Origin of the sequence: Halomonas sp. SS10-MC5 (assembly GCF_015992245.1) — a bacterium.
In the GTDB taxonomy this organism is placed as follows: domain Bacteria; phylum Pseudomonadota; class Gammaproteobacteria; order Pseudomonadales; family Halomonadaceae; genus Halomonas; species Halomonas sulfidoxydans.
The window spans coordinates 2,092,871-2,116,804 of the sequence record NZ_CP065435.1 but is presented as its reverse complement, the minus strand read 5'-3'; the positions used below and the strand labels follow the sequence as shown (position 1 = coordinate 2,116,804).

Below are 23,934 nucleotides of genomic sequence, written 5' to 3'. Positions count from 1 at the left end.
AGTGGCGGCATCAGGCCGGCACGCCACTATGGAAACGAAACGCCGTGTCCGGCGTGACTATTAGTTGTGCTTCGCATTCGGCAAAGAAATCCACCCGCTTGTCAATGGCATCCGACGAAAGATACCGCGCCAGCAGGAGGTAGTCTTCGTAGTGTCGGCCTTCCGACTTCACCAGCGAGCGATAGAACCGGGCCAGCTCGGCGTCCAGGTGCGGGATCAGCCTGGCGAAACGCTCACAGCTTCTCGCCTCGATGAAGGCCCCTATGATGAGAATATCGACAAGCCTCCCGGGTTCTTGAGAGCGGACGTGCCGACGTAGCGCTTCGGCATAGCGCGACGCGCTGAGGTGCCGGTACTCGATGCCCCGCGCCGCCATCAGCTTCACCACCTGCTCGAAGTGCAGCAGTTCCTCGCGGGCCAGCTGCGACATCTTGGTCAGCAGCAGCGGCTGGTCGACGTAGCGATAGAGCAGGCTCATGGCGGTCGAGGCGGCCTTTTTCTCGCACTGGGCGTGGTCGATCAACAGCAATTCGGGATTGTCCAGCGCCCACTCGACCCAGGTGTCAGGCGTGGGGCAGGCAAGGAAGGCGAGCAGCCCCGCTGGCAGCTCGACGTCGTGGAGGGGCGCTTCGATGGTCTCAGGCATGATTCAGGCTCGGTATTCTGCTCGTGCGGTCAATGGCGGGGGAGCGGCACCCGGTCGGCGCGCCGGCGTTCGTCAGCCTCCACCCGCAGCTGCTCGCTGAGCCGTGCATGCAGGTCGGCGGCGCTGAGCGCGGCGGCACTGCCCAGCGGAACCAGGCCATAGCGAGGCAGCTCGTGGATGCGGTCGCGCCCGACCCGCAGCAACTCCACCGCACGCGACAGCGGCGGCTGCTCCGGACGGAAGCGGATACGGTGACGGCGCAGTTGCGCTTCGAGGCAGGCTTCGTCAGTGACACGCAGGAACCGCGCGGCAACCCGCTCGCGCAAGGCGTCCAGTTGCGCGATGCGGCGGTTCCGCTGCTCGGCGGAAAGCGCCATCCATGCGCAGATCTCATCTTCCGTTCGCTGGCAGCCCCGGCACACCGGGTCGCCCAACGTGGTCGAACAGAGCCCCACGCAGGGTGAGGCGATACGTGCGCACATCCCACTCTCCCCGTTGGTCGTTCGGCCAATGGTAACGCGCCCTGCCCTGCCTGGCACGCTGTAGTTAAGCAAACAGCGCGACGACCAAAGTCTAGGCTTCGCCGCGGCGGCCCAACTTAACATTGTCGACAGTTTCCCGTAGAATCGCGCCACCCAGTGACTACGGTTGTTTTCCTGCCAGGGCGGCCATTTCGCCGATGTTCGTCGCCGTACCGAGCCGCCCTGGGCAACACACCAGATGAGGGCCCCAACGTGCTTGAAGCCTATCGCCAACATGTCGAAGAACGCGCCGCCGAGGGCGTCCCGCCGAAGCCCCTGAATGCCGAACAGGCCGCCGCGCTGGTCGAACTGCTGAAGAATCCGCCCGCTGGCGAAGAAGAGTTCGTCCTCGACCTGCTGACCAATCGCGTGCCCCCCGGCGTCGACGAGGCCGCCTACGTCAAGGCCGGCTTCCTCACCGCCGTCGCCAAGGGCGAGGCCCAGTCGCCGCTGGTCGACAAGGTGCACGCCGTCAAGCTGCTGGGGACCATGCAAGGCGGCTACAACATCGCCACCCTGGTCGAGCTGCTGGACGACAGCGAACTCGCCAAGGAGGCCGGCGAGCAGCTCAAGCACACCCTGCTGATGTTCGATGCCTTCCACGACGTGGAAGAGCGCGCCAAGGCGGGCAACGCCGTGGCCAAGGACGTGCTGCAGTCCTGGGCCGACGCCGAGTGGTTCCTGTCCAAGCCGGCGCTGGCCGAGAAGATCACCCTCACCGTATTCAAGGTGCCGGGCGAGACCAACACCGACGACCTCTCCCCCGCGCCCGACGCCTGGTCGCGCCCCGACATCCCGCTGCACGCCAACGCCATGCTCAAGAACGAGCGCGACGGCATCGAGCCGGAAGTCCCCGGCACCACCGGCCCGCTCAAGCAGATCGAGGCAGTGAAGGCCAAGGGCTTCCCGGTCGCCTACGTCGGCGACGTGGTCGGCACCGGCTCTTCGCGCAAGTCCGCCACCAACTCGGTGCTGTGGTTCTTCGGCGACGACATCCCCAACGTGCCCAACAAGCGCGCCGGCGGCTTCTGCTTCGGCGGCAAGATCGCCCCGATCTTCTTCAACACCATGGAAGACGCCGGCGCCCTGCCGGTCGAGATGGATGTCTCCAAGCTCGAGATGGGCGACGTCATCGACGTCTATCCCTATGAGGGCAAGGTGTGCAAGCACGGCACCGACGAGGTGCTCACCACCTTCGAACTCAAGACCCAGGTGATCCTCGACGAGGTGCGCGCCGGCGGCCGCATCCCGCTGATCATCGGCCGCGGCCTGACCGGCAAGGCGCGCGAATCGCTGGGCCTGCCCCAGTCCGACGTGTTCCGCCTGCCCGAGCAGCCCAAGGACACCGGCAAGGGCTTCACCCTGGCCCAGAAGATGGTCGGCAAGGCCTGCGGCATGGAGGGCGTACGCCCGGGCATGTACTGCGAGCCGAAGATGACCACCGTGGGCTCCCAGGACACCACCGGCCCGATGACCCGTGACGAGCTCAAGGACCTCGCCTGCCTGGGCTTCCAGGCCGACCTGGTGATGCAGTCGTTCTGCCACACCGCCGCCTATCCGAAGCCGGTCGACGTGGAGACCCACCACACCCTGCCCGACTTCATCATGAACCGCGGCGGCGTCTCGCTGCGCCCGGGCGACGGCATCATCCACAGCTGGCTGAACCGCATGCTGCTGCCCGACACCGTGGGCACCGGCGGCGACTCGCACACCCGCTTCCCGCTGGGCATCTCGTTCCCGGCCGGCTCGGGCCTGGTCGCCTTCGCCGCCGCCACCGGGGTGATGCCGCTGGACATGCCGGAATCGGTGCTGGTGCGCTTCAAGGGCAAGCGTCAGCCCGGCGTCACCCTGCGCGACCTGGTCCACGCCATCCCCTACTACGCCATCAAGCAGGGCCTGCTGACCGTCGAGAAGTCGGGCAAGAAGAACGCCTTCTCCGGCCGCGTGCTGGAGATCGAGGGCCTCGAGGATCTCACCGTCGAGCAGGCCTTCGAACTCTCCGACGCCTCCGCCGAGCGCTCCGCCGCGGGCTGCACCATCACCCTGGGTGAGGAGAGCGTCGCCGAGTACCTGAAGTCCAACATCACCCTGCTCAAGTGGATGATCGCCAACGGCTACGGCGACCGTCGTACCATCGAGCGCCGCATCCTGGCGATGGAGGAGTGGCTGGCCAACCCGAGCCTGATGCGCGCGGACAAGGACGCCGAGTACGCGGAAGTCATCGAGATCGACCTGGCCGAACTCAAGGAGCCGGTACTGTGCGCGCCGAACGACCCGGACGACGCCCGCCTGCTTTCCGAGGTCGCCGGCGAGAAGATCGACGAGGTCTTCATCGGCTCGTGCATGACCAACATCGGCCACTTCCGCGCCGCGGGCAAGCTGCTCGAAAAGCAGCCCGCCGGCAGCCTGAAGACCCGTCTGTGGCTCGCCCCACCGACCAAGATGGACCAGCACCAGCTGACCGAAGAGGGCTACTACGGCATCTACGGTCGCGCCGGCGCGCGCATGGAGATGCCCGGCTGCTCGCTGTGCATGGGTAACCAGGCCCGCGTTGCCGCCAAGAGCACCGTGGTCTCCACCTCCACCCGCAACTTCCCCAACCGCCTGGGCGACGGCGCCAATGTCTACCTGGCGTCGGCCGAGCTTGCCGCCGTGGCCGCGGTGGAGGGTCGCCTGCCGAGCGTCGAGGAGTACCAGCGTTACATGGGCGAATTCGACGCCATGGCCGGCGAGATCTATCGTTACATGAACTTCCATGAGATCGAGGAGTATCAGAACGCCGCTTCCAACGTGATTCCGGTCGCCCAGGAAGCCTGATATCCTGAGTTCTGATAGCCTCAGGTTCGACTCCGATGCTCGCAACATCGTTGGTACCCGGTACCTGAGCCGATGATCGAAGCGCCCCGAATGGGGCGCTTTTTTTGTAAGTGTCTGAACTGACTAATCTCCCGTCGTCGACCGGCGACGCCTCGCTACGTTTTTTTACCCTCCCTGCCTTGAGCGCGGTTAACGCCAAGGCTACGTTTAAGGAGCCTGAGTGCGCCGATTCCGCCGCTCTGGGCGGCGACAAGGCGCATAGAAAAAAGAGGGATTTAAGGCAAGGACTTGCTTGAGACGTCGGGCAAAGCCTAAGGGATTCAAGGAGACAGAACATGCCAAACAGAACGCTTCTTACCATCGCGCTCGCCTCCGCCTCGCTGCTCACGGCCAGCGTCGCGCAGGCCCAGGCCGGCCAGCCCCATGAGCAGTATGCCTACCTGGGGCTGGGCACCGGTTTCAGCTCGCTGGAAAACGACCGCGAAGAGGTGGACAACTTCATCGAGAGCGGCAGCAGCGACTTCGATCTCGACGACGATGACAACGTCTGGAAAGGCTTCGCCGGTTACCAGTTCAACCGCTACCTGGCCGCCGAAGCTTTCTATGCCGACCTTGGCCGTGTGCGCCTGCGTGGAACCGATGGCGCCAGCACCGATCTGGAATCGACCGCCTATGGCGCCAGCCTGATCGGCCAGCTGCCGGTCACGAGCTGGTTCACGCCCTATGCCAAGGTCGGTGCGGCCAGCTGGGAAACCGATGTGAAAGGCAACCTGGGCGATGCCGAACTCGACCTGCAGGACAACGACGGCTTCGATCCGGTCTACGGCCTCGGCGCCCAGTTCAACTTCAACCCGGTACTGATCCGCGCCGAATACGAGCGCTACGACTTCGACAGCGACTACACCATCGATACCTTCACCGCCTCGGTGGGGCTGCGCTTCTAGCCGCTCCACCTCGCCGAGCCGGTCCCACCCGGGGCCGGCCCGGCCTCAGACGAATCGACGAAGGCCGTGCCAGGCAGGCCATGGCATCATGGGGGCAACATCCGCCCAGGCAAGGAGCCTTCGAATGAGTGCCATCATCACGCCCGATATCTGCGACGCCCATCCGGACGTACAGGTTCTCGATCCGATCTTCATCAACTTTGGCGGTCGGGACGCCTTCTGCGGGCCGATTCGCACCGTCAAGTGCTTCGAGGACAACTCCCTGGTCAAGCAGGCCGTCGGCGAACCCGGCGAGGGCGCCGTACTGGTGGTCGATGCCGGCGGCTCCCAGCGCTGCGCCATGCTCGGCGACATGCTGGCCGAGCAGGCGGCGAACAACGGCTGGTCGGGCGTCGTCATGTATGGCTGCGTGCGCGACGTGGACGTGCTGGCCGAGACCGACCTGGGCGTCCAGGCGCTCGGCGCCCACCCGCGCAAGAGCGAGAAGCGCGGCGAGGGCAGTCGCGACGTCGCCGTCACCTTCGCCGGCGTGACCCTGCGCCCTGGCCAGTGGTTGTACGCCGACAATAACGGCATCGTGGTGGCGCACCAGCGCCTGCCCATCGACACCTGAGCCCATCGTCATCGCAACGGAACTTGCCCAGCTGGCTGCCGCGGTGCCACGCTAAGGGCATGAACCTGCACCCTGACCCCTCGCATCGATGACGACGCTAGGCGTGGATGTGCTGCGCAGCCTGCGAGAGCACCTGCGTCCGCTGGTGGCGTACCATCTGTTCTTCACCCTGCTCGCCTCGAGCCTGTTGCTGCCGGGCGTGGCCTGGTCACTGACCAGCCTGCTCCGGCGCTTCGATCGTCCCGTCGTCACTAATGCCGCGCTGCTCGACCTGCTGCTCAGCCCGGGCGGGGTTCTGTGGCTCCTGGCGGCCATCGGCCTGACCTTCCTGGTGCTCTACCTGCAGCAGGCCGGCATGATCCTGGTGGCGGTCAAGCGTCGCGACAACCACTATCAGCTGGCGTTCATCGCGCTGTGGCAGACCCTGCGCCGGCTCCCCGTGCTGGCCGGCCTGGTCGTGCTTCAGGTAGGCACGCATCTGCTGCTGCTGATTCCCGTCGCCCTGCTGCTCGGCTGGCTCTACGAGATGATCATCGGCGGACTCGACCCCTACTACGTGCTGCGCATGCGTCCGCCGGCCCTGTGGTACTTCCTCGCCACCGCGGCGCCGCTGACCCTCGCCTGGGCCCTTACCGCGGGGTGGCTCTACGTGCGCTGGATCCTGGCGCTGCCGGTGGCCACGCTGGAGAACCTCCCGGCCACCGCCGCGCTCAAGCGCAGCCGTGAGCTGACCCGTGGCCACCGCGGCAAGGTCGCCCTGGTGGTGATCTCGGTCCTGCTGGTCATCGTTGCCCTGCCCTTACTGGCCAGCGCGCTGTTCGACCACGTCTTCACCCCGATGCTGTGGTGGCTGCCGGAACGCAACGCCGTGCTGATCCCCGCCATGCTGGCCTACGTGACCGGCTACGTGCTGGCGACCCTGGCCATTACCTTCGTCGGCATCGCGGCGAACGCACTGCTCTCGGCCTGCCTCTACCTGCGCCTGGCCCACCGTGAGCCCCGCCCCGCCCCACCGCCCCCCGATGCGCACCCGGGACGCCTGGCCTGGGGCGTCGAACTGGCCGTGCTCCTGTTCGCCGTGGCCCAGGCCTGGTGGATCGTCAACAGTTTCGAATTGCGCGACGACGTCGCCATCATCGCCCATCGTGGCAGCTCGGTCGCCGCGCCCGAGAACACTCTACCGGCCATCGAGCGGGCCACCGCGGACCGTGCTCACTACGTGGAGATCGACGTTCGCCTGACCGCCGACGGCGAGGTCGTGCTCTACCACGATAGCAGCCTGCAGCGCCTGACCGGCGACCCGCGCCTGCTGCACGAAACACCCCTGGAGGAGCTGCGTCAGTTCGACGTCGGCAGCTGGTTCGGCGATGCCTTCGTCGGCGAACGCATCCCGACCCTCGACGAAGCCTTTGCCGCAGTGCGCGGCAAGAGCGCGCTGATGATCGACATGAAGCCGGACCCGGGAAGGGAAGCCGACCTGGTGGAGGCCGTGCTCGATGCACTGCAGCGGGAAACCGAAGCGCGGCGTGAATGCCTGGCCCACGTGACGCCGGCTCAGGCCGCCCGCTGCGGCAGCCCGGACGTCAGCGGCGAGACCAGGCTGGCGGTGATGTCGACCGGCGTACTGGAGATGCTCAAGGAGCGCGAGCCGGACCTGCGCGTGACCCTGCTGGCCCAACTGGTCATGCCGGGCACCTTGGATCGCCGCAGTTTCGATGCGCTGGGACTACGCCACAACCGCATCACCGACAACGAGATCCGGCTGGCACGGGAGCTGGGCTACGAAGTGCACGCCTGGACGGTCAACGACCGCTCGCGCATGTCGCAGATGATCGATCTGGGCGTCGATGCCATCATCACCGATCATCCGGATCGCCTCGCCGAACTCATCCGCGACCGCCGCGAACTGAGCGACGGGGCAATCCTGCTGGTGAAACTGCGCAACTGGCTGCGGCGTTGACGGCGCCGCCCGCCCGGGCTAGTCGCCCATCACCACGCCCTCACGACGTGGATCGGCACCGCCGAAGAAGCCCTCCTCGGTGCGCTGGATCGCCTGCAGGCCGCTCACCAGCTCGCGCTCACTGGCCTCGTGGCCGAGCTCGTTGAGGGCTTCGATCACGTGGGCCGGATAACGCCCCTCTTCGAGATAGGCCGGGCCGCCCAGGGTGATGGCATGCGGCAGGTCGAGCGCCTCCTGCGCATCCAGCCCCCAGTCGAGCATCGCCACCAGTGCCTTGGCGGTGTAGTGGATGATCGCCGCACCGCCCGGCGAGCCCAGGCTGGCGATCAGCTCATTGCTCTCGCGGTCGAACACCAGCGTCGGGCTCATGCTTGAGCGCGGGCGCTTGCCGGCCTCGACGCGGTTGGCGATCGGCGAGCCATCGCTGTCGAGGGGACGGAACGAGAAGTCGGTGAGCTCGTTGTTGAGCAGGTAGCCGCCCGGTAATCCGGTGCCGCCATCGGCCATGATGCGGGAGCCGAAAGCCGCCTCGATGGTGGTGGTCATGGCCACCGCATTGCCCTCCTCGTCGACGATGCTGATATGGCTGGTGCCGTATTCGGGCTGGATGGGCTGAACGGCCCAGGCCGTTTCCACCTCGCCGGGATTGCCCGGTTCGGCGCCGTCGACTCCCACGCTCTGCTCGCCGATCAGCTCGGCACGCTCGGCCAGGTACTCCTCGTCCAGCATGCTGTTCCAGTCGCCACCGGGAGGATTGACGAAATCCGGGTCGGCAATGAACTTGTTACGATCGGCAAAGGCCAGACGCGACGCCTCGAGGAAGCGGTGCAGCCATTCGGTACCGGGCCGCCCCTCCTCCAGTGGCTCGTCGAGGGCCGGCAGTTGCTCCAGGATACCGAGGATCTGCATGATGGTGAGGTGGCCCGAGGACGGCGGCGGGAAGCCACACACGCGGTAGTCCTGCCAGTCGGTGCACAGCGGGTCACGAGCCTTCGCCACGTAGGTGGCCATGTCCTCCAGGCTGATCGCCCCCGGCCGGCCGTCATGTCCCTGTACCCGCTGGACCAGGTCCTCGGCAACCGGCCCGGTATGCAGCGCCTTGCTGCCGTTCTCGGCAATCTTGCGCAGCACCTCGGCAAGGGCCAGGTTCTGCAGGCGATGCCCCGCAGGCAGCGGCTCGCCCTCATCGGTGTAGTAGAAGACGCTGGCCAGCGGATCGTCGCGCAGCCGCTCCTCGGCGGCCAGGCTGGCATGCAGGCGCGGGCTGACCTCGAAACCATCCTGGGCCAGAGTGATGGCGGGGGCGAAGAGATCCGCCCAGGGTAGCTTGCCGTGCTTCTCGTGGGCCATCTCGAGCATGCGCACGGTTCCCGGCACGCCGACCGAGAGACCGCTGGCCGCCGCCTCCATGAACTCCAGGGGCTCGCCCCCACCGTTGAGGAACAGCGACTCGCTGGCGGCACGCGGGGCCGTCTCGCGACCGTCGTAGGCCTTTACCTCGCTGCCATCGTAGTGCATCAGGAAGGCACCGCCGCCGATGCCGCTCGACTGCGGCTCCACCAGGGTCAGGACCATCTGCACGGCGATGGCGGCATCCACGGCCGAACCGCCCGCCTTGAGTACCTGATAGCCGGCGTCGGTGGCCAGCGGGTTGGCTGCCGCCACGGCAAAGCGCTCGGTGGCCCAGCCAGGTTTTTCGTTGTAGCCGGACGCGGCCTCCGGCGCGATGGCCGGGGCTTCGTATTGAAAGGCCACCTCGGAAGTTGCCAGCAGCGGCGTGCCCAGCACGCACACTGAAGCAACGGTAACTAACCAGTATCGACGAAAGGAAACTGATCGGAAGTCCATGAGCGGGCCCCTCGGTAACTCCATGTAAGAGGTGTACAGCATAGGCGAAAAAAAGCCCGATTGAGAGTCATCAATCGGGCAAGTTTGTAACTTAAGAGAACTTAACTACGCGAGCGTTTCCCCGGCCAGCATGAACCAGGTCTCGAGTACCGCATCGGGATTGAGCGAAACGGAGTCGATACCCTGCTCCATGAGCCACTTGGCCAGGTCGGGGTGGTCGGATGGGCCCTGGCCGCAGATGCCGACGTACTTGCCCTGGGCCTTGCAGGCCTGGATGGCCATGGCCAGCAGGCGCTTCACCGCCGGGTTACGCTCGTCGAACAGATGGGCCACGATGCCCGAGTCGCGATCCAGGCCCAGCGTCAACTGGGTCAGGTCGTTGGAGCCGATCGAGAAACCGTCGAAGTGTTCGAGGAACTCCTCGGCCAGCAGCGCGTTGGCCGGCAGTTCGCACATCATGATGACCTTGAGCCCATTGTCACCGCGCTTGAGCCCGTTGGCGGCCATCAGCTCCACGACTTCGCGCGCCTCGTCGGTCGTGCGCACGAACGGCACCATGATCTCGATGTTGTCGAACCCCATCTCGTCGCGCACCCGCTTGAGCGCCCGGCACTCGAGCTCGAAGCAGGGACGAAAGGCATCGGAGATGTAGCGCGAGGCGCCGCGGAAACCGAGCATCGGGTTCTCCTCGCCCGGCTCGTAGAGCTTGCCGCCGATCAGGTTCTCGTACTCGTTCGACTTGAAGTCGGAGAGCCGCACGATCACCCGCTGCGGATGGAACGCCGCCGCCAGGGTCGAGATGCCCTCGACCAGCTTGTCGACGTAGAAGTCCACGGGGCTGGCATAGCCGGCGGTGCGCAGGTTGATGGTCTGCTGCAAGTCCAGCGGCAGCGTGTCGTACTCGAGCAGCGCCTTGGGATGCACGCCGATCATGCGGTTGATGATGAACTCCAGGCGCGCCAGGCCGACGCCGGCGTGAGGCAGGCTGGCGAAGCTGAAGGCGCGGTCGGGGTTACCTACGTTCATCATGATCTTGAACGGGATCTCGGGCATCGAGTCGACGCTGGTGACGCGACGGTCGTAGTCGAGCAGCCCCTCGTAGACATGGCCGGTGTCGCCCTCGGCGCAGGAGACGGTGACGTCGCGACCGTCCTCGAGGATCTCGGTGGCATCGCCACAGCCGACCACGGCGGGAATGCCCAGCTCGCGGGCGATGATCGCCGCATGGCACGTCCGGCCGCCGCGGTTGGTGACGATCGCCGAGGCGCGCTTCATGATCGGCTCCCAGTCGGGATCGGTCATGTCGGTGACCAGCACGTCACCGGCGTTGACCTTGTCCATCTCCTCGGGCGTGAAGACGATCTTCACCGCGCCACGACCGATGCGCTGGCCGATGGCGCGGCCGCTCACCAGGGTGCGCCCCTTCTCCTTGAGGTGGAAGCGCTCCAGCTTGCCTCCTTCCTGCTGCGAGACCACGGTTTCCGGACGCGCCTGGACGATGTAGAGCTCACCGTCGTCGCCGTCGAGCGCCCATTCGATGTCCATCGGCCGGCCGTAGTGCTCTTCGATGGTCACCGCCTGGCGCGCCAGCGCCATCACCTGTTCGTCGCTGATACAGAAGCGCGCGCGATCCTTGAGCGGCACGTCGACGGTGGAGACCGACTTGCCGGCGCTGGCATCGCTGCCGTAGACCATCTTGATCAGCTTGGAGCCGAGGTTTCGGCGCAGCACGGCCGGACGCCCCGCCGCCAGGGTCGACTTGTGCACGTAGAACTCGTCGGGATTGACCGAGCCCTGAACGACCGTTTCGCCCAGGCCCCAGGAAGCGGTGACGAACACCGCATCGCGATAGCCCGACTCGGTGTCGAGGGTGAACATCACGCCGGAGGCGCCGGTCTCGGAGCGCACCATCTTCTGGATGCCCGCCGACAGCGCCACGTTCTCGTGGGCATAGCCGCGATGCACGCGATAGGAGATGGCGCGGTCGTTGAACAGTGAAGCGAACACCTCATGCACGGCGCGCTTGACGTTGTCGAAACCCTCGATGTTGAGGAAGGTCTCCTGCTGCCCGGCAAACGACGCGTCTGGCAAATCCTCGGCAGTGGCTGAGCTGCGCACCGCGACCTTGAGGTTGGGGTGCTGGCTAGCCAGTTTGTCGTAGGCGCTGCGCAGGTGCGTCTCGAAGGTGGGCGGCAGCGGAGTGTCGATCACCCACTGGCGGATCTCGGCACCGACCCGGGCGAGCTCGCCGACATCATCGACGTCGAGCCGCGCCAGGGCCTGGTTGATCCGCTCGTTGAGCCCTTCGTGGGCGAGGAACTCACGATAGGCATGGGCGGTGGTGGCAAAGCCGCCAGGGACGGTGACGCCGGCTCCCGACAGGTTGGAGATCATCTCGCCGAGCGAGGCGTTCTTGCCGCCTACCCGCTCCACATCGTCCATGCCGAGCTGATCGAACCACAGGATATAGTCTTCCACGTAACCCCCTTGATCTTCGTTGCCGAGGCCCTACCGTCGTTGCACCGCTTGCGCTTGCAGCTCTTCGGGCAGGGCCGCCTCAGGCGAAAAACGCAATGCTGCCCACCTTAAACGCAAGCGGCCATATTCGCCATTGGTCTAACATCGAAGTCACTGGAGGTTTTTTACAACAATCGACCGTTTCGGGCGGTTTCTGTAGTCGGGAGCACCCGAGAGCCGCGGAACCGCGCCTTGCCGACGGCGCCACGAGCCCTGACAATGTGCCATCGAACCCTATACGGATACCGCCGACGCCATGTCCCGTACCGCCTTTTTCATTTCCGACGGCACCGGCATCACCGCCGAGAGCCTGGGACGCAGCCTGCTCGCACAGTTCGAAAACGTCGAGCTGCGCATGCTGACCAAGCCCTATATCGACACCGTCGACAAGGCCCGCACCCTGGTCGAGATCATCACGGATACCGCCGTGCGTGACGGTGAGGAGCCGATCATCATCGATACCATCGTCGACGAGACCATCCGCGAGGTGATCCGCAGTGCCCCCGGCTTCAAGATCGACATTTTCTCGACCTTCCTGAAGCCGCTGGAAAAGGAGCTTGGCACCCATTCGAGCTATACCGTGGGCCGCACCCACTCCATCGGCCAGGACGAGGTCTACATGGATCGTATTCACTCGGTCCATTTCGCCCTGGACAACGACGACGGCGCCCGCACCCACCAATACAACCAGGCCGACGTGATTCTGGTCGGGGTGTCGCGCTGCGGCAAGACGCCCACCTCGCTCTACCTCGCCCTGCAATTCGGCATCCGCGCCGCCAACTATCCGCTCACCGAGGACGACCTCGACGAGGACGGAACCCTCAAGCTGCCCCGCGCCCTCGCCCAGTATCGTCACAAGCTGTTCGGGTTGACCATCGACCCGCGCCGGCTGGCCGCCATCCGCCATGAACGACGGCCCAACAGCCGCTACAGCTCGCTGGACCAGTGCGTTCAGGAAGTGGAACAGGCCGAAGGGCTCTACCGCCAGATGCACATCCCCTACATCGACACCACGCGCTTCTCGATCGAGGAGATCTCCACCCGCATGATCGCCGAGACGGGACTGACGCGACGCTTCTCGCCGCGCTGACACCCGTCGCCTAAACGAAGGCGGCCGGGCTCGTGCCCGGCCGCCGACTTCCCGCTCGGCCCGAAGACCTCAGTTGACGATCCCCTCACGCCGCAGGCGGTCGATGTCGTCGGCGGTCAGGCCCATTTCGGCGAGAATCGCGTCACTGTCCTGGCCCAGCCGGGGCGGCGCCACCTCGCTGACGGCGGGCTCGCTGTCGAAGCGCAGCGGACAGGCCACCTGGGGTACCTCGAGGTCGCCGCGCCTGAGCGACCGCCGCAAGCCGCGGTGTTTCACCTGGGGGTCGTCGAACACCTCGCTGATGGTGTTGATCGGCCCGGCGGGAATGCCCCGCGCCTCCAGTTCGGCCAGCCATTCGTCACGTCCGCGGGTCAGCAGGATCGACTGGATCAGCGGCACCAGCACCTCGCGGCTGCCCACCCGGGCGGCATTGGTGGCGTAGGCGGTATCGGTGGCCCATTCGGGGTGGCCCAGCAGTTCGGCCAGACGCGAGAACTGCCCGTCGTTGCCCACGGTCAGCACCAGGTGGCCGTCGGCGCAGGCGAAGGCCTGGTAAGGCACGATGTTGGGGTGGGCATTGCCGTGGCGCTCGGGCGAAACGCCGCTGACCAGGGCGTTGAGCGCCTGGTTGGCGAGCGCCGCCACCTGCACGTCGAGCAGCGCCACGTCCACGTGCTGCCCCTGCCCGGTGCGCTCGCGCTCGTGCAGTGCCGCCAGCACGCCGATGGTGGCGTAGAGCCCCGTCATCACGTCGGTGATCGCCACGCCGGTCTTCATCGGCATGCCGTCGGGCTCGCCGCCGATGCTCATCAGCCCGCCCATGGCCTGGATCATGAAGTCGTAGCCGGCGCGGTGGGCATAGGGGCCGTCCTGGCCGAAGCCGGTGATGGAGCAACCGATCAGGCGCGGGTTGAGGGCCTTGAGGCTGGCGTAGTCGAGGTCGTACTTGGCCAAGCCGCCGACCTTGAAGTTCTCCAGCACGATGTCGGCGCCCGTCGCGAGCCGGCGAACCAGCGCCTGCCCCCTGTCGCATGCGATATCGACGGCCAGCGACTGCTTACCACGGTTGGCGCAGAGGAAGTAGGCCGCCACGCGCTCGACCTCATCCTCGGCGGCCAGCCATGGCGGCCCCCAGCCGCGAGTGTCGTCACCGCGCTCGGGATGCTCGATCTTGATCACCCGCGCCCCGAGGTCGGCGAGCAGCTGGCCGGCCCAGGGGCCGGCCAGCACTCGCGACATGTCGAGTACCGTGATGCCTTCCAGCGGTCGACTCATCTTGACTCCTTCCACACTCGTCGCTGCGGTGGGCAAGCCCCGAAGTGTCGGACCTTCGAAGAGGCGCTGTGAATACATCCCTGTACGCTACCGACGCCATCCATGGCATCGGACCCTCTTCTTCGGCTTGCCCCGTCGCTCCTCGTTAGAGGTAGCGTTTGGATCTCGGTGAATCAGTTGGCGAAGGCTTGGATGCCTGTCTGAGCGCGACCGAGAATCAGCGCGTGAACGTCGTGAGTGCCCTCGTAGGTATTGACCGCCTCGAGGTTCATCACGTGCCGAATCACATGGTATTCGTCGGCAATGCCGTTGCCGCCGTGCATGTCGCGGGCCACCCGGGCGATGTCGAGCGCCTTGCCGCAGTTGTTGCGCTTGATCAGCGAGATCGCCTCCGGCACCAGCTGGCCGGCGTCGATCATCCGGCCCACTCGCAGTGCGGCCTGCAGGCCCAGGGCAATCTCGGTCTGCATGTCGGCGAGCTTCTTCTGGATCAGCTGGTTGGCGGCCAGCGGGCGGCCGAACTGCTTGCGATCCAGGGTGTACTGGCGGGCGGCATGCCAGCACGCCTCGGCGGCACCCATGCTGCCCCAGGCGATGCCGTAGCGCGCGCGGTTCAAGCACGAGAACGGTCCCTTGAGCCCGGTCACGCCCGGCAGGCGCTGCTCGTCGGAGACCTCTACGTCCTGCATGGCGATCTGCCCGGTGACGGAGGCGCGCAGGCTGAACTTGCCCTCGATCTTGGGCGCCGAGAGCCCCTTCATCCCCTTCTCGAGGATGAAGCCGTTGACCACGCCCTCCTCGTCCCGCGCCCAGACCACGAACACGTCGGCGATGGGCGAGTTGGTGATCCAGGTCTTGGTGCCATTGAGGCGCCAGCCGCTGTCGGTACGCACGGCGCGGGTGGACATGTTGCCCGGATCGGAACCATGGTCGGGCTCGGTGAGGCCGAAAGCCCCCACCCACTCGCCGCTGGCCAGCTTGGGCAGGTACTTATCGCGCTGGGCGTCGCTGCCGAAGGCATGGATGGGATACATCACCAGGCTCGACTGCACGCTCATGGCACTGCGATAGCCGGAATCGACGCGCTCCACCTCGCGGGCGATCAGGCCGTAGCTGACGTAGTTCATGCCGGCGCAGCCGTAGCCGTCGATGGTGGCGCCGAGCAGGCCCAGCTCGCCCATCTCGTTCATGATCTCGCGGTCGAAGCGCTCGTGGCGGTTGGCTTCGAGCACCCGCGGCATCAGCTTGTCCTGGCAGTAGTCGTGGGCGGTCTGCAGGACCATGCGCTCGTCTTCGTCGAGCTGGTCGATCAGGCGGAACGGGTCTTCCCAGGTAACGGGGGTGATTTGGCTCATGGTGACTCTCCTCTAATAATTTCTACATTTTAAGCAAATGTAGACCACAGGAATCGTAATGCCAACCCCCTGTCGCGCTTTTTTCTCACCCATCGTGAGCGTGAGCTGGTGCCTCCGCGCGCATGGCATCGAGCCGCCGGCGAAGCGCGCGCCACGCCACCATCCCCACCAGTGCGTTGGCCAGGAACAGGCCGACGAAGATGCCCCGGGTGCTGGCCAGCACTCCCCCCAGCCAGGCCAGCGGCACGGTCAGCAGGAACAGCCGGATCACCGAGAGCCGCATGGCGCGGGCCGGCTCATGCAGCGCGTTGAAGGACGATACCGCCAGAATGACCACGCCCTGGGCGCCCAGGCCCAGCGGCACCCACCACAGGAAGCTGCGCAGTACCTCGGCCATCTCGTCGCCCGTGGCATAGCTGACCATCAGCCAGGGGGCCAGTAGCTGCAGCAGCAGCCAGACGCCGAGCTGCCACGCCAGCACGAAGGCGAAGCAGCCGAAGATGGCCCGCCGCACACGCTCGTGCTGCCCAGCCCCGGCGTTCTGACTGACCAGCGGCGGCAGGGTCATCGACAGCGCCAGCACGCCGATCTGTGCGATGGCCTCGATACGCGTGCCCACGCCATAGCCCGCCACCGCATGGTGGCCATGCCCGGCGACGATGCGGGTGACCAGCGCCAGGGCCAGCGGTGTGAAGACGCTGGTGATCGCCGCCGGCACGGCAATACGGCCCAGCTCCCGCCACGACGCCATCAACCCGCTCGGCGTGAGATGGCGCAGGTCGAGACACTCGCGTAGCTCGCGCTGCCAGAACAGCGCCGCGGTCATGGCGCTCCAGCTCAGCACCGTGGCCAGGGCTGCGCCCTGTACGCCCAGCGCCGGCAGCGGCCCCACGCCGAAGATCAGCAGCCAGTCGAGCAGTCCGTTGAGCAGCGCGGCCAGTGCCATCATCAGCCCGGGGATCAGGGTGTTGCCCTGGGCGCGCAGCACGCTGTTGAGCACCCGCGGCACGATCACCGCGGCCGCCCCCAGGTACCAGACGCCCATGTAGTCGCGGATGTGCGGCATCAGGGCGGCGTCGGCCCCCAGCAGGCGGAACAGCGGCTCGAGGGTGGCCAGGCCCAGCACGCTCAGCAGCACGCCGACCGCCAGCGCCAGCAGCGCGGCATCCGTCGCCCTTCGCCGCACCGTGTCGTGATCGCCCCGCCCCAATAGCCGCGCCACCACTGCCGAGGTGCCGATGCCCAGGCCGATGGCCAGGCTGATCACCGCGAATACGACGGGAAACGTGAACGACACCGCCGCCAGTGGCTGCGGCCCCAGCCGCGCGATGAACCAGGTATCGACCAGGTTGAAGCTCATCATGGCGATCATGCCGCCCACGACGGGTAGGCACTTGCGCAGCAGGGTCAGGGCAATGGGACCTTCGAGCAGCTCACGCCGCATGGGGCGTCGCGAGCCACCGTCAGCCGTGGAGGGGGACGTCGGCATGGGACCTCGAAACGAGAAACGGGCACAAGATTGTGCCCGTTTCTCGCCAAGCTGCCAAAAGGGGGCTCAGCTCTCCTCGCCCGAGCGGTAAAGCTTCTGAATACTGGAAAAGTCCAGCCCGCCGTTGCCCTGGGCCGCGTGCAGCGCAAACAGGTTGCGCGCCTGGGAGCCCATCGGCACCGTGGCCTTGCAGCCCAGCGCCAGCTCCCACGCCAGCCCGAGATCCTTGGCCATCAGGTCGGTGAGGAAGCCGCCTTGGTAGTCGCGCGAGGCGGCGGAACCCTCCATCACCCCGGGCCAGGGGTTGTAGACGTTGAGCGCCCAGTTGCCGCCGCTGCTCTGCTTCATGATCTCCGAGAGCACGGCGGGGTCGAGGCCGTTCTTGACCCCCAGGGCCAGGGCCTCGGCGGTGCCGCTCATGAGGATGCCGAGCAGCATGTTGTTGCAGATCTTGGCCACCTGCCCGGCGCCGATCTCACCGGCGTGGAAGATGTTCTTGCCCATGCCCTCGAGCACTGGCCTGGCCTGCTCGAAGCCGGCCTGGCTGCCACCGACGATGAAGGTCAGGGTGCCGGCCTGGGCGCCACCCACGCCGCCGGAGACCGGGGCATCGAGGTAGGTCAGCCCGCGCTCGGCGGCAGCCTCGCCCACAGTGCGTGCATCCTCCGGCGAAATGGTGGAAGCGTCGATGATCAGCGGCTTGCCTTCGAGCGCACCGAACAGTCCCGGCGCCTCCGGCTGACCGATGTAGAGGCGCCGAACGTGCTGGCCGGCCGGCAGCATCGAGATGACCACCTCGGCCCCGCGGGTCGCGTCCTCGGCACTGGCACCGGCCCGGGCTCCGGCCTCTTCGAGGCGCCGCATGGCGGCATCGACCAGGTCGAAGACGCTGACCTCATGGCCGGCCTTGACCAGATTGAGGGCCATCGGGGCACCCATGTTGCCCAGGCCGATAAAGGCGATTTTCATGCGAGCTGCTCCTGATTGTCGTTATGAAAGAGAATGCGGTTGGGTCCAAGGAGTCACTCGCGACCGAGGTCGCGAAGCGGATGCTCCTCCTCGCTCCACAGCGGCGCCAGCAGTGCCTGGAGGTCCGCCTCGGGAACGCGGGCGACGCTTTCGTGCTGCCACTTCGGGCTCTTGTCCTTGTCGATCAGCAACGCCCTGACCCCCTCGGCGATATCGCCCCGTCGGCAGCACTGCACCGAGAGGTTCAGCTCCTCGCGGAAGGCATCGGCCAGGCTGGAGTGACGGTGCCGTTCGAGCATGCGCCAGACCAGGTGCGCGCTCAGTGGGCTACCGGCCGCCAGCCGCTTGCGATTGGCAACGAGCCAGGCGTCGTCACGGCGATCCTCGAGGATACGCTCGACCGCGGCGACGGCATCGACCTGTCCGACCAGCGCCTGAAGATGATCGAGCAGCGGCGCCACCTGCGGCGCAGGAGCCCGGTCGCGCGCCTCGAGCTCGTCGAGAACCCGCTGCACCCCGGCCTGCAGCTCGCGGGGGCTGCGCGTGCCGTAATCGGTCTCACCCAGGGCTTCCAGCAGGGCCTCACGCCGCTCGCGCGGCACGAAGTGGTCCGCCAGCCCCAGGTCGAGCGCATCGCGGGCATTGAGCTGGCCCCCGGTGATGCCCAGGTAGGCGCCAACGCCCGGCGGCATGCGGTTGAGGAACCAGCTGGCGCCGATGTCCGGATAAAGGCCGATGGTGATCTCGGGCATGGCGATCAGCGTGGTCTCCGTCACCAGGCGCCGCGACGCCCCGGCCATCAGGCCCAGGCCGCCGCCCATGACGATGCCGTCGCCCCATACCAGGATCGGCTTGGGATAGGTATGAATGCGGTAATCGAGGCGATATTCCGTGGTGAAGTAGGTCTCGGCAAAGAGGCTGTCGCGCCCGGCGCCGGGATCGTCGCCCGCCTCGGTCATCGAACGGTACAGCGCCACCACGTCGCCGCCGGCGCAGAACGCCTTTTCACCGGCCCCCTCCAGCCACACCGCGACGATACTGCGGTCCACCGCCCAGGCCGCGAGCTTGGCGTCGAGCTGTCGCGCCATCTCCAGCGACAGGGCGTTGAGCGACTTGGGCGAGTTGAGGGTGGCGACACCGATCCGCCCGCCGTCGCGGGTCGGCAGCTCATCGAAGATGACCGCTAGCTCCGTCATGCCTGCTTTCTCCTTATGCTCATAGCCGCTAATGCTCATTGCAACGCTTCGATCACGCCGTCCGCCAGCAGGCGGCGAGCCACGATCACACGCATGATCTCGTTGGTGCCCTCGAGGATCTGGTGCACGCGGGTGTCGCGCACCATGCGCTCCAGGGGAAACTCCCTCAGGTAACCATAACCGCCATGCAGCTGCAGCGCCTCGTTGCAGACGTTGAAGCCCATGTCGGTGGCGAAACGCTTGGCCATGGCGCAATAGGCCGTGGCTTCCGGGTCGCCCTGGTCGAGTCGCCAGGCGGCATGGCGCACCATCAGCCGGGCCGCCGCCAGCTCTGTCGCCATGTCGGCCAGCTTGAACTGCAGCGCCTGGAATTGCGCCAGCTCACGGCCGAACTGCTTGCGCTCCTGCAGGTAGTTGCGCGACAGGGTCAGCGCATGCTGAGCGGCGCCCAGCGAACAGCTGGCGATATTCAGCCGGCCGCCGTCAAGCCCCTTCATCGCCAGCTTGAAGCCTTCACCCTCCTCGCCCAGCCGATTGCCCACCGGCACGCGTACGCCGTCGAAGCTGATCAGCCGCGTGGGCTGGCTCTTCCACCCCATCTTCTCTTCGTTCTTGCCGTACTCGATCCCCGCGGCATCCGCCGGCACCAGGATCGCCGACACGCCTCCGGCACCGCTGTCGGGCGCACCGGTGCGCGCCATGACCACCAGCACGTCGTTGGCCCCGGCGCCGGAGATGAACATCTTGGAGCCACTGATGACATACTCGTCGCCCTCGCGCACGGCCTTGGTCCGCAGGCTGGCAGCATCCGAACCGGAACCCGGCTCGGTCAGACAGTAGCAGCCCAGGCACTCGCCGCTGATCAGCCGCTCCACCCAGCTTTCGCGCAGCGCCTCGCTGCCCCAGCTGGCCACCATCCAGGCCACCATGTTGTGGATGGTAAGATAGGCGGTCGTCGAGATGCAGCCCTGGGAGAGCTGCTCGAAGATCAGCGAGGCATCGAGACGCGACAGCCCCAGGCCGCCGCGCTCTTCGGGAATATAGATGCCGAGCAGTCCCGCTTCGCCCGCCCGGCGGATGACATCGACCGGGAAGTGGGAGGTGGCGTCCCATTCGGCGGCGTGCTCGGCCAGTTCCGCCCGCGAAAAATCCGCGGCGGCCTGCACCAGCGCCTTCTGATCGTCGGTTAGGGAGAAATCCATTGCGCTGTCCTCAAGAAGTTTGGCGGTCCGTTCGTCCAGCAGAAACCGGCTGGCAGGGTCGTCGAGGCCGCACCTCATCGCCAACCAACCTAGCACTTGCTAGGTTTTATCGCATACCTCCCTTGGTCGACAACCACTTTACGTTAACGTTAACGTCGTCTAGTGTTGCGATAAGTGGAGGGACACCGCCTGAGGGCCCCGCCCAACTCATAGGAAGCGAATGACATGAGCATATCCAAAGCGGAAGTCACCCCCCCGGCCAACGGCAGCAGCCTGCCCCGGCAGCGCCGTACCTATTTGATAGGCGAACTGGCCCGGATGTTCGAGGTGACGCCGCGCACCATCCGCTTCTATGAGCAGGAGGGCCTGCTCGCACCGGAGCGTCGCGGCCAGACCCGCATCTACCACGAGAAGGACCGCGTTCGCCTCAAGCTGACCCTGCGCGGCAAGCGCCTGGGTTTCTCGCTGGCCGAGATCCGCGAGGTCATCGAGATGTACGACGCCATGCCCGATGGCAACGCTCGACAGCTCAAGCGCCTGCTGGAGATCCTCGCCGACAAGCGCAACAACATGGAGCGTCAGTTGGAGGACATTCGCCTGATGCAACGCGAACTCGATGACGTGGAAATGCGCGCCCGCGAGGTACTCGAGCGCCTCGGCCAGGCGTAGGGCTTGGGCCGCCGCAACCTGACGTCCCGACACGCCGTTCAACGGATGGGCGCCCGGCCACGGCGCCCATCGGCAATCGACTACCGCAGCCAACTGCACAACAAGACGGGTAATACGATGACACGCCAAGCACTGCAAGAACGCGTCCCGAACAGTTACGTCAGCGGCATCAGCGATACGCCTCTCAAGGGCGAAACCATCGGCGACTGCTTCGACGCGACCGTGGCACGCTTTCCCGATGGCGAGGCCCTGCTCAGCCTGCACCAGGGGCTGCGCTACACCTGGAAGGAGCTGCAGCAGGCGGTCGACCAGGCCGCCCGGGCCATGCTCGCGCTGGGCGTGAAGAAAGGCGATCGGGTGGGCATCTGGTCGCCCAACTGCGCCGAGTGGACCATCACCCAGTTCGCCACGGCGAAGATCGGCGCCATCCTGGTCAACATCAACCCCAGCTACCGCACCCATGAGCTCGACTACGCGCTCAAGCAGTCCGGCACTTCCACCCTGATTCTGCAGGGCAAGTTCAAGACTTCCGACTACGTGGCCACGCTGGCGGAGCTGGCCCCGGAGCTGCGCGACGGCGCCCCCTCCACCTTCTCCTGCGCCAAGCTGCCCGAGCTCAAGCGCGTGGTCTGCCTCGACGCCGACCGCGCCCTGACCGGCATGTTCAGCTGGCAGAGCATGCTGGCCCATGCCGACGAGGTCTCGGAAGAACACCTGGCCGACGTCCAGGCCACGCTGCAGTTCGACGAGCCGATCAACATCCAGTACACCTCGGGCACCACCGGGGCGCCCAAGGGCGCCACCCTCTCCCACCACAACATCCTCAACAACGGCTTCTTCGTCGCCCGCACCATGGGCTTCTCCGAGAAGGACCGCCTGGTGATCCCGGTACCGCTCTACCACTGCTTCGGCATGGTGATGGGCAACCTGGGCTGCATGACCCACGGTGCCACCATGATCTATCCGGGCGACGGCTTCGACCCGGAGGCCACCCTCAAGGCGGTGTCCGACGAGAAGGCCACGGCGCTCTACGGCGTGCCGACCATGTTCATCGCCGAGCTGGAACACCCCGACTTCGCCCAGTACGACCTCTCCACCCTGCGCACCGGCATCATGGCGGGCTCGATCTGCCCCATCGAGGTGATGCGCAAGGTCATCGACAAGATGCACATGGAGGACGTGACCATCTGCTACGGGATGACCGAAACCAGCCCGGTCAGCTTCCAGACCCAGACCGACGCCCCGCTGGACAAACGCGTGACCACGGTGGGCACCATCCACCCCCATCTCGAGGTCAAGCTGGTCAGCCCCGAAACCGGCGCGGTAGTGCCCCGCGGCGAGACCGGCGAGCTGTGCACCCGAGGTTACAGCGTGATGCTCGGCTACTGGAACAACGAGGAGGCCACCGCCAAATCCATCGATAGCGCCGGCTGGATGCATACCGGCGATCTCGCCACCATGGACGAGGAAGGCTATGTGGCCATCGTCGGCCGCATCAAGGACATGATCATCCGCGGCGGTGAGAACATCTATCCACGCGAGATCGAGGATTTCCTCTACACCCACCCGGCCATCTCCGATGTGCAGGTGATCGGCGTGCCCGACGAGAAGTACGGCGAGGAGGTCATGGCCTGGGTCAAGCTCGGTGATGGCCAGAAGCTCACCGCCGACGAGCTCAAGGAATTCTGCAAGGGCAAGATCGCCCACTACAAGATCCCGCGCTACGTGAAGTTCGTCGACGAGTTCCCGATGACCGTCACCGGCAAGATCCAGAAATTCAAGATGCGTGAGGAAGCCACCCACGAGCTGGGCCTGGCCTGAACCGCTGACCAGGCGACGCCTTGACGACCGTCACGCCCCTGCCCCGGCAGGGGCGCTTGCGTTTCGCCGTCAGACGATGCGCTCGCGTATCCAGTCGATGAAGGCACGCACCTTGTAGAGGTCCGCCATGTGCTCCGGGTAGGCCATGTAATAGGCGTCCCGGCTCTTCAGGCTGAACGGCCAGGGTACCACCAGCTTGCCCTCGTCGATCTCCTCCTGGACCAGGAAGCGCGGCACCAGCGCCACGCCGCAGCCGGCCTGCGCCGCTCGCAGCGCCATATAGAAGGTATCGAAGCGCGGCCCATGATAGCTGTGCTCGGTGTACTGGCCCTGGGCATCGAACCAGTCGTGCCATGCCTCCGGCCGGGTGGCGCTCTGCAGCAGCACGAGCCGCGTCAGCGCCAGCGGTTCTTCCACCCTCATGCCCTCCAGCGCCTGCGGCGAGCAGACCGGCACGATCTCCTCCTCGAGCAATCGGATGCATTCGGCCTTGGGCCAGGCTCCGTGCCCGAAGAAGAACGCCACCTCCACCCGCTCCTGCTGCATGTCGAACGGCTCGACCCGGTTGCTGATGTTGAGGTTGATGTTGGGGTGGCGAAAGCGAAAACCGTTGAGCCGCGGGATCAGCCAGCGCGCCCCGAAGGTGGGCAGGGTCGCCACGTTGAGCACGTCCGCCTCGCCGCCGTAGGACTGCATGTAGCGCGTCGACATCTCCACCTGGGCGAGGATCTTGCGCGCCTCGCCAAGGTAGATCGCCCCCTCGGGGGTGAGGTGCAGGCGCCGACGAATGCGCCGGAACAGCGGGTGCTCCAGGATCGACTCCAGCTGTGCGACCTGCTTGCTCACGGCGCTCTGGGTCAGGCTCAGCTCATCTGCCGCGCGGGTGAAGCTCAGATGGCGGGCCGCCGCCTCGAAGCATTGCAGCCCGGCCAGGGAAGGAAGGTGTCGACGACTCATTTCGCCCGCCTAGCATGAAATTAAGGAATGATATGTGTCGTAATC

The 23,934-nt window shown here is 66.2% G+C and carries 18 protein-coding genes; 7 read left to right on the top strand and 11 right to left on the bottom strand.

Annotation, left to right across the window (positions count from 1 at the left end):
* Positions 1–10 precede the first annotated feature (10 nt).
* Complete coding sequence (locus I4484_RS09990; protein WP_197450788.1) at positions 11–646, bottom strand: tRNA-(ms[2]io[6]A)-hydroxylase; 636 nt, start codon at positions 644–646, stop codon at positions 11–13.
* Between the two features lie 29 nt (positions 647–675).
* Positions 676–1,128 carry a DUF1289 domain-containing protein gene (locus I4484_RS09985; RefSeq protein ID WP_197450787.1) on the bottom strand — a complete coding sequence of 151 codons (453 nt, stop codon included), beginning with the start codon at positions 1,126–1,128 and terminating at the stop codon, positions 676–678.
* 252 nt (positions 1,129–1,380) lie between these two features.
* Here I4484_RS09985 and acnB point away from each other — a divergent pair, with 252 nt between their 5' ends.
* From acnB to I4484_RS09965, 4 genes are all read left to right on the top strand, one after another.
* A complete protein-coding gene (acnB, locus tag I4484_RS09980) occupies positions 1,381–3,984 on the top strand; it encodes a bifunctional aconitate hydratase 2/2-methylisocitrate dehydratase (protein WP_197450786.1) in 2,604 nt (867 codons plus the stop codon).
* Between the two features lie 335 nt (positions 3,985–4,319).
* Entirely contained in the window at positions 4,320–4,928 is a 609-nt protein-coding gene (locus I4484_RS09975; RefSeq protein WP_197450785.1) for a porin family protein, read from the top strand.
* Between the two features lie 124 nt (positions 4,929–5,052).
* On the top strand, positions 5,053–5,541 hold the full coding sequence (gene rraA / locus I4484_RS09970) for a ribonuclease E activity regulator RraA (RefSeq protein ID WP_197450784.1): 489 nt from the start codon (positions 5,053–5,055) through the stop codon (positions 5,539–5,541).
* A gap of 88 nt (positions 5,542–5,629) precedes the next feature.
* The gene (locus I4484_RS09965; RefSeq protein WP_197450783.1) at positions 5,630–7,501 is read left to right on the top strand and encodes a glycerophosphodiester phosphodiesterase family protein; all 1,872 of its coding nucleotides are present in this window, start codon (positions 5,630–5,632) and stop codon (positions 7,499–7,501) included.
* Between the two features lie 18 nt (positions 7,502–7,519).
* Here I4484_RS09965 and ggt read toward each other — a convergent pair whose 3' ends face one another.
* Entirely contained in the window at positions 7,520–9,349 is a 1,830-nt protein-coding gene (ggt, locus tag I4484_RS09960) for a gamma-glutamyltransferase (protein WP_197450782.1), read from the bottom strand.
* Positions 9,350–9,454: 105 nt separating this feature from the next.
* On the bottom strand, positions 9,455–11,827 hold the full coding sequence (gene ppsA, locus I4484_RS09955; protein ID WP_197450781.1) for a phosphoenolpyruvate synthase: 2,373 nt from the start codon (positions 11,825–11,827) through the stop codon (positions 9,455–9,457).
* A gap of 295 nt (positions 11,828–12,122) precedes the next feature.
* Here ppsA and I4484_RS09950 point away from each other — a divergent pair, with 295 nt between their 5' ends.
* Positions 12,123–12,956, top strand: coding sequence for a pyruvate, water dikinase regulatory protein (locus I4484_RS09950; protein WP_197450780.1), 834 nt, complete (start codon positions 12,123–12,125; stop codon positions 12,954–12,956).
* A gap of 69 nt (positions 12,957–13,025) precedes the next feature.
* Here I4484_RS09950 and I4484_RS09945 read toward each other — a convergent pair whose 3' ends face one another.
* The 6 genes from I4484_RS09945 to I4484_RS09920 all read right to left on the bottom strand — a co-directional run bounded on the left by I4484_RS09945 (position 13,026) and on the right by I4484_RS09920 (position 20,442).
* Positions 13,026–14,231 (bottom strand): CaiB/BaiF CoA-transferase family protein, encoded by a 1,206-nt coding sequence (locus I4484_RS09945; RefSeq protein WP_197450779.1) that lies wholly within the window; start codon positions 14,229–14,231, stop codon positions 13,026–13,028.
* A gap of 173 nt (positions 14,232–14,404) precedes the next feature.
* Positions 14,405–15,586 (bottom strand): acyl-CoA dehydrogenase, encoded by a 1,182-nt coding sequence (locus tag I4484_RS09940; RefSeq protein ID WP_197450778.1) that lies wholly within the window; start codon positions 15,584–15,586, stop codon positions 14,405–14,407.
* Positions 15,587–15,671: 85 nt separating this feature from the next.
* On the bottom strand, positions 15,672–17,075 hold the full coding sequence (locus I4484_RS09935) for an MATE family efflux transporter (protein WP_234283498.1): 1,404 nt from the start codon (positions 17,073–17,075) through the stop codon (positions 15,672–15,674).
* Positions 17,076–17,141: 66 nt separating this feature from the next.
* Positions 17,142–18,044 carry a 3-hydroxyisobutyrate dehydrogenase gene (mmsB, locus tag I4484_RS09930; RefSeq protein WP_197450777.1) on the bottom strand — a complete coding sequence of 301 codons (903 nt, stop codon included), beginning with the start codon at positions 18,042–18,044 and terminating at the stop codon, positions 17,142–17,144.
* Between the two features lie 53 nt (positions 18,045–18,097).
* A complete protein-coding gene (locus I4484_RS09925; protein WP_197450776.1) occupies positions 18,098–19,240 on the bottom strand; it encodes an enoyl-CoA hydratase/isomerase family protein in 1,143 nt (380 codons plus the stop codon).
* 35 nt (positions 19,241–19,275) lie between these two features.
* Positions 19,276–20,442 carry an acyl-CoA dehydrogenase family protein gene (locus I4484_RS09920; RefSeq protein WP_197450775.1) on the bottom strand — a complete coding sequence of 389 codons (1,167 nt, stop codon included), beginning with the start codon at positions 20,440–20,442 and terminating at the stop codon, positions 19,276–19,278.
* A 225-nt stretch (positions 20,443–20,667) separates the two neighbouring features.
* On the opposite strand from I4484_RS09920, the gene I4484_RS09915 reads away from it, so the two are divergent.
* Complete coding sequence (locus I4484_RS09915; protein ID WP_197450774.1) at positions 20,668–21,111, top strand: MerR family DNA-binding transcriptional regulator; 444 nt, start codon at positions 20,668–20,670, stop codon at positions 21,109–21,111.
* Positions 21,112–21,228: 117 nt separating this feature from the next.
* Positions 21,229–22,932: an AMP-binding protein gene (locus I4484_RS09910; protein WP_197450773.1), complete on the top strand. Its 1,704-nt coding sequence runs from the start codon at positions 21,229–21,231 to the stop codon at positions 22,930–22,932.
* A gap of 69 nt (positions 22,933–23,001) precedes the next feature.
* On the opposite strand, the gene gcvA is transcribed toward I4484_RS09910, so the two are convergent.
* The gene (gene gcvA, locus I4484_RS09905) at positions 23,002–23,889 is read right to left on the bottom strand and encodes a transcriptional regulator GcvA (protein ID WP_197450772.1); all 888 of its coding nucleotides are present in this window, start codon (positions 23,887–23,889) and stop codon (positions 23,002–23,004) included.
* Positions 23,890–23,934 lie beyond the last annotated feature (45 nt).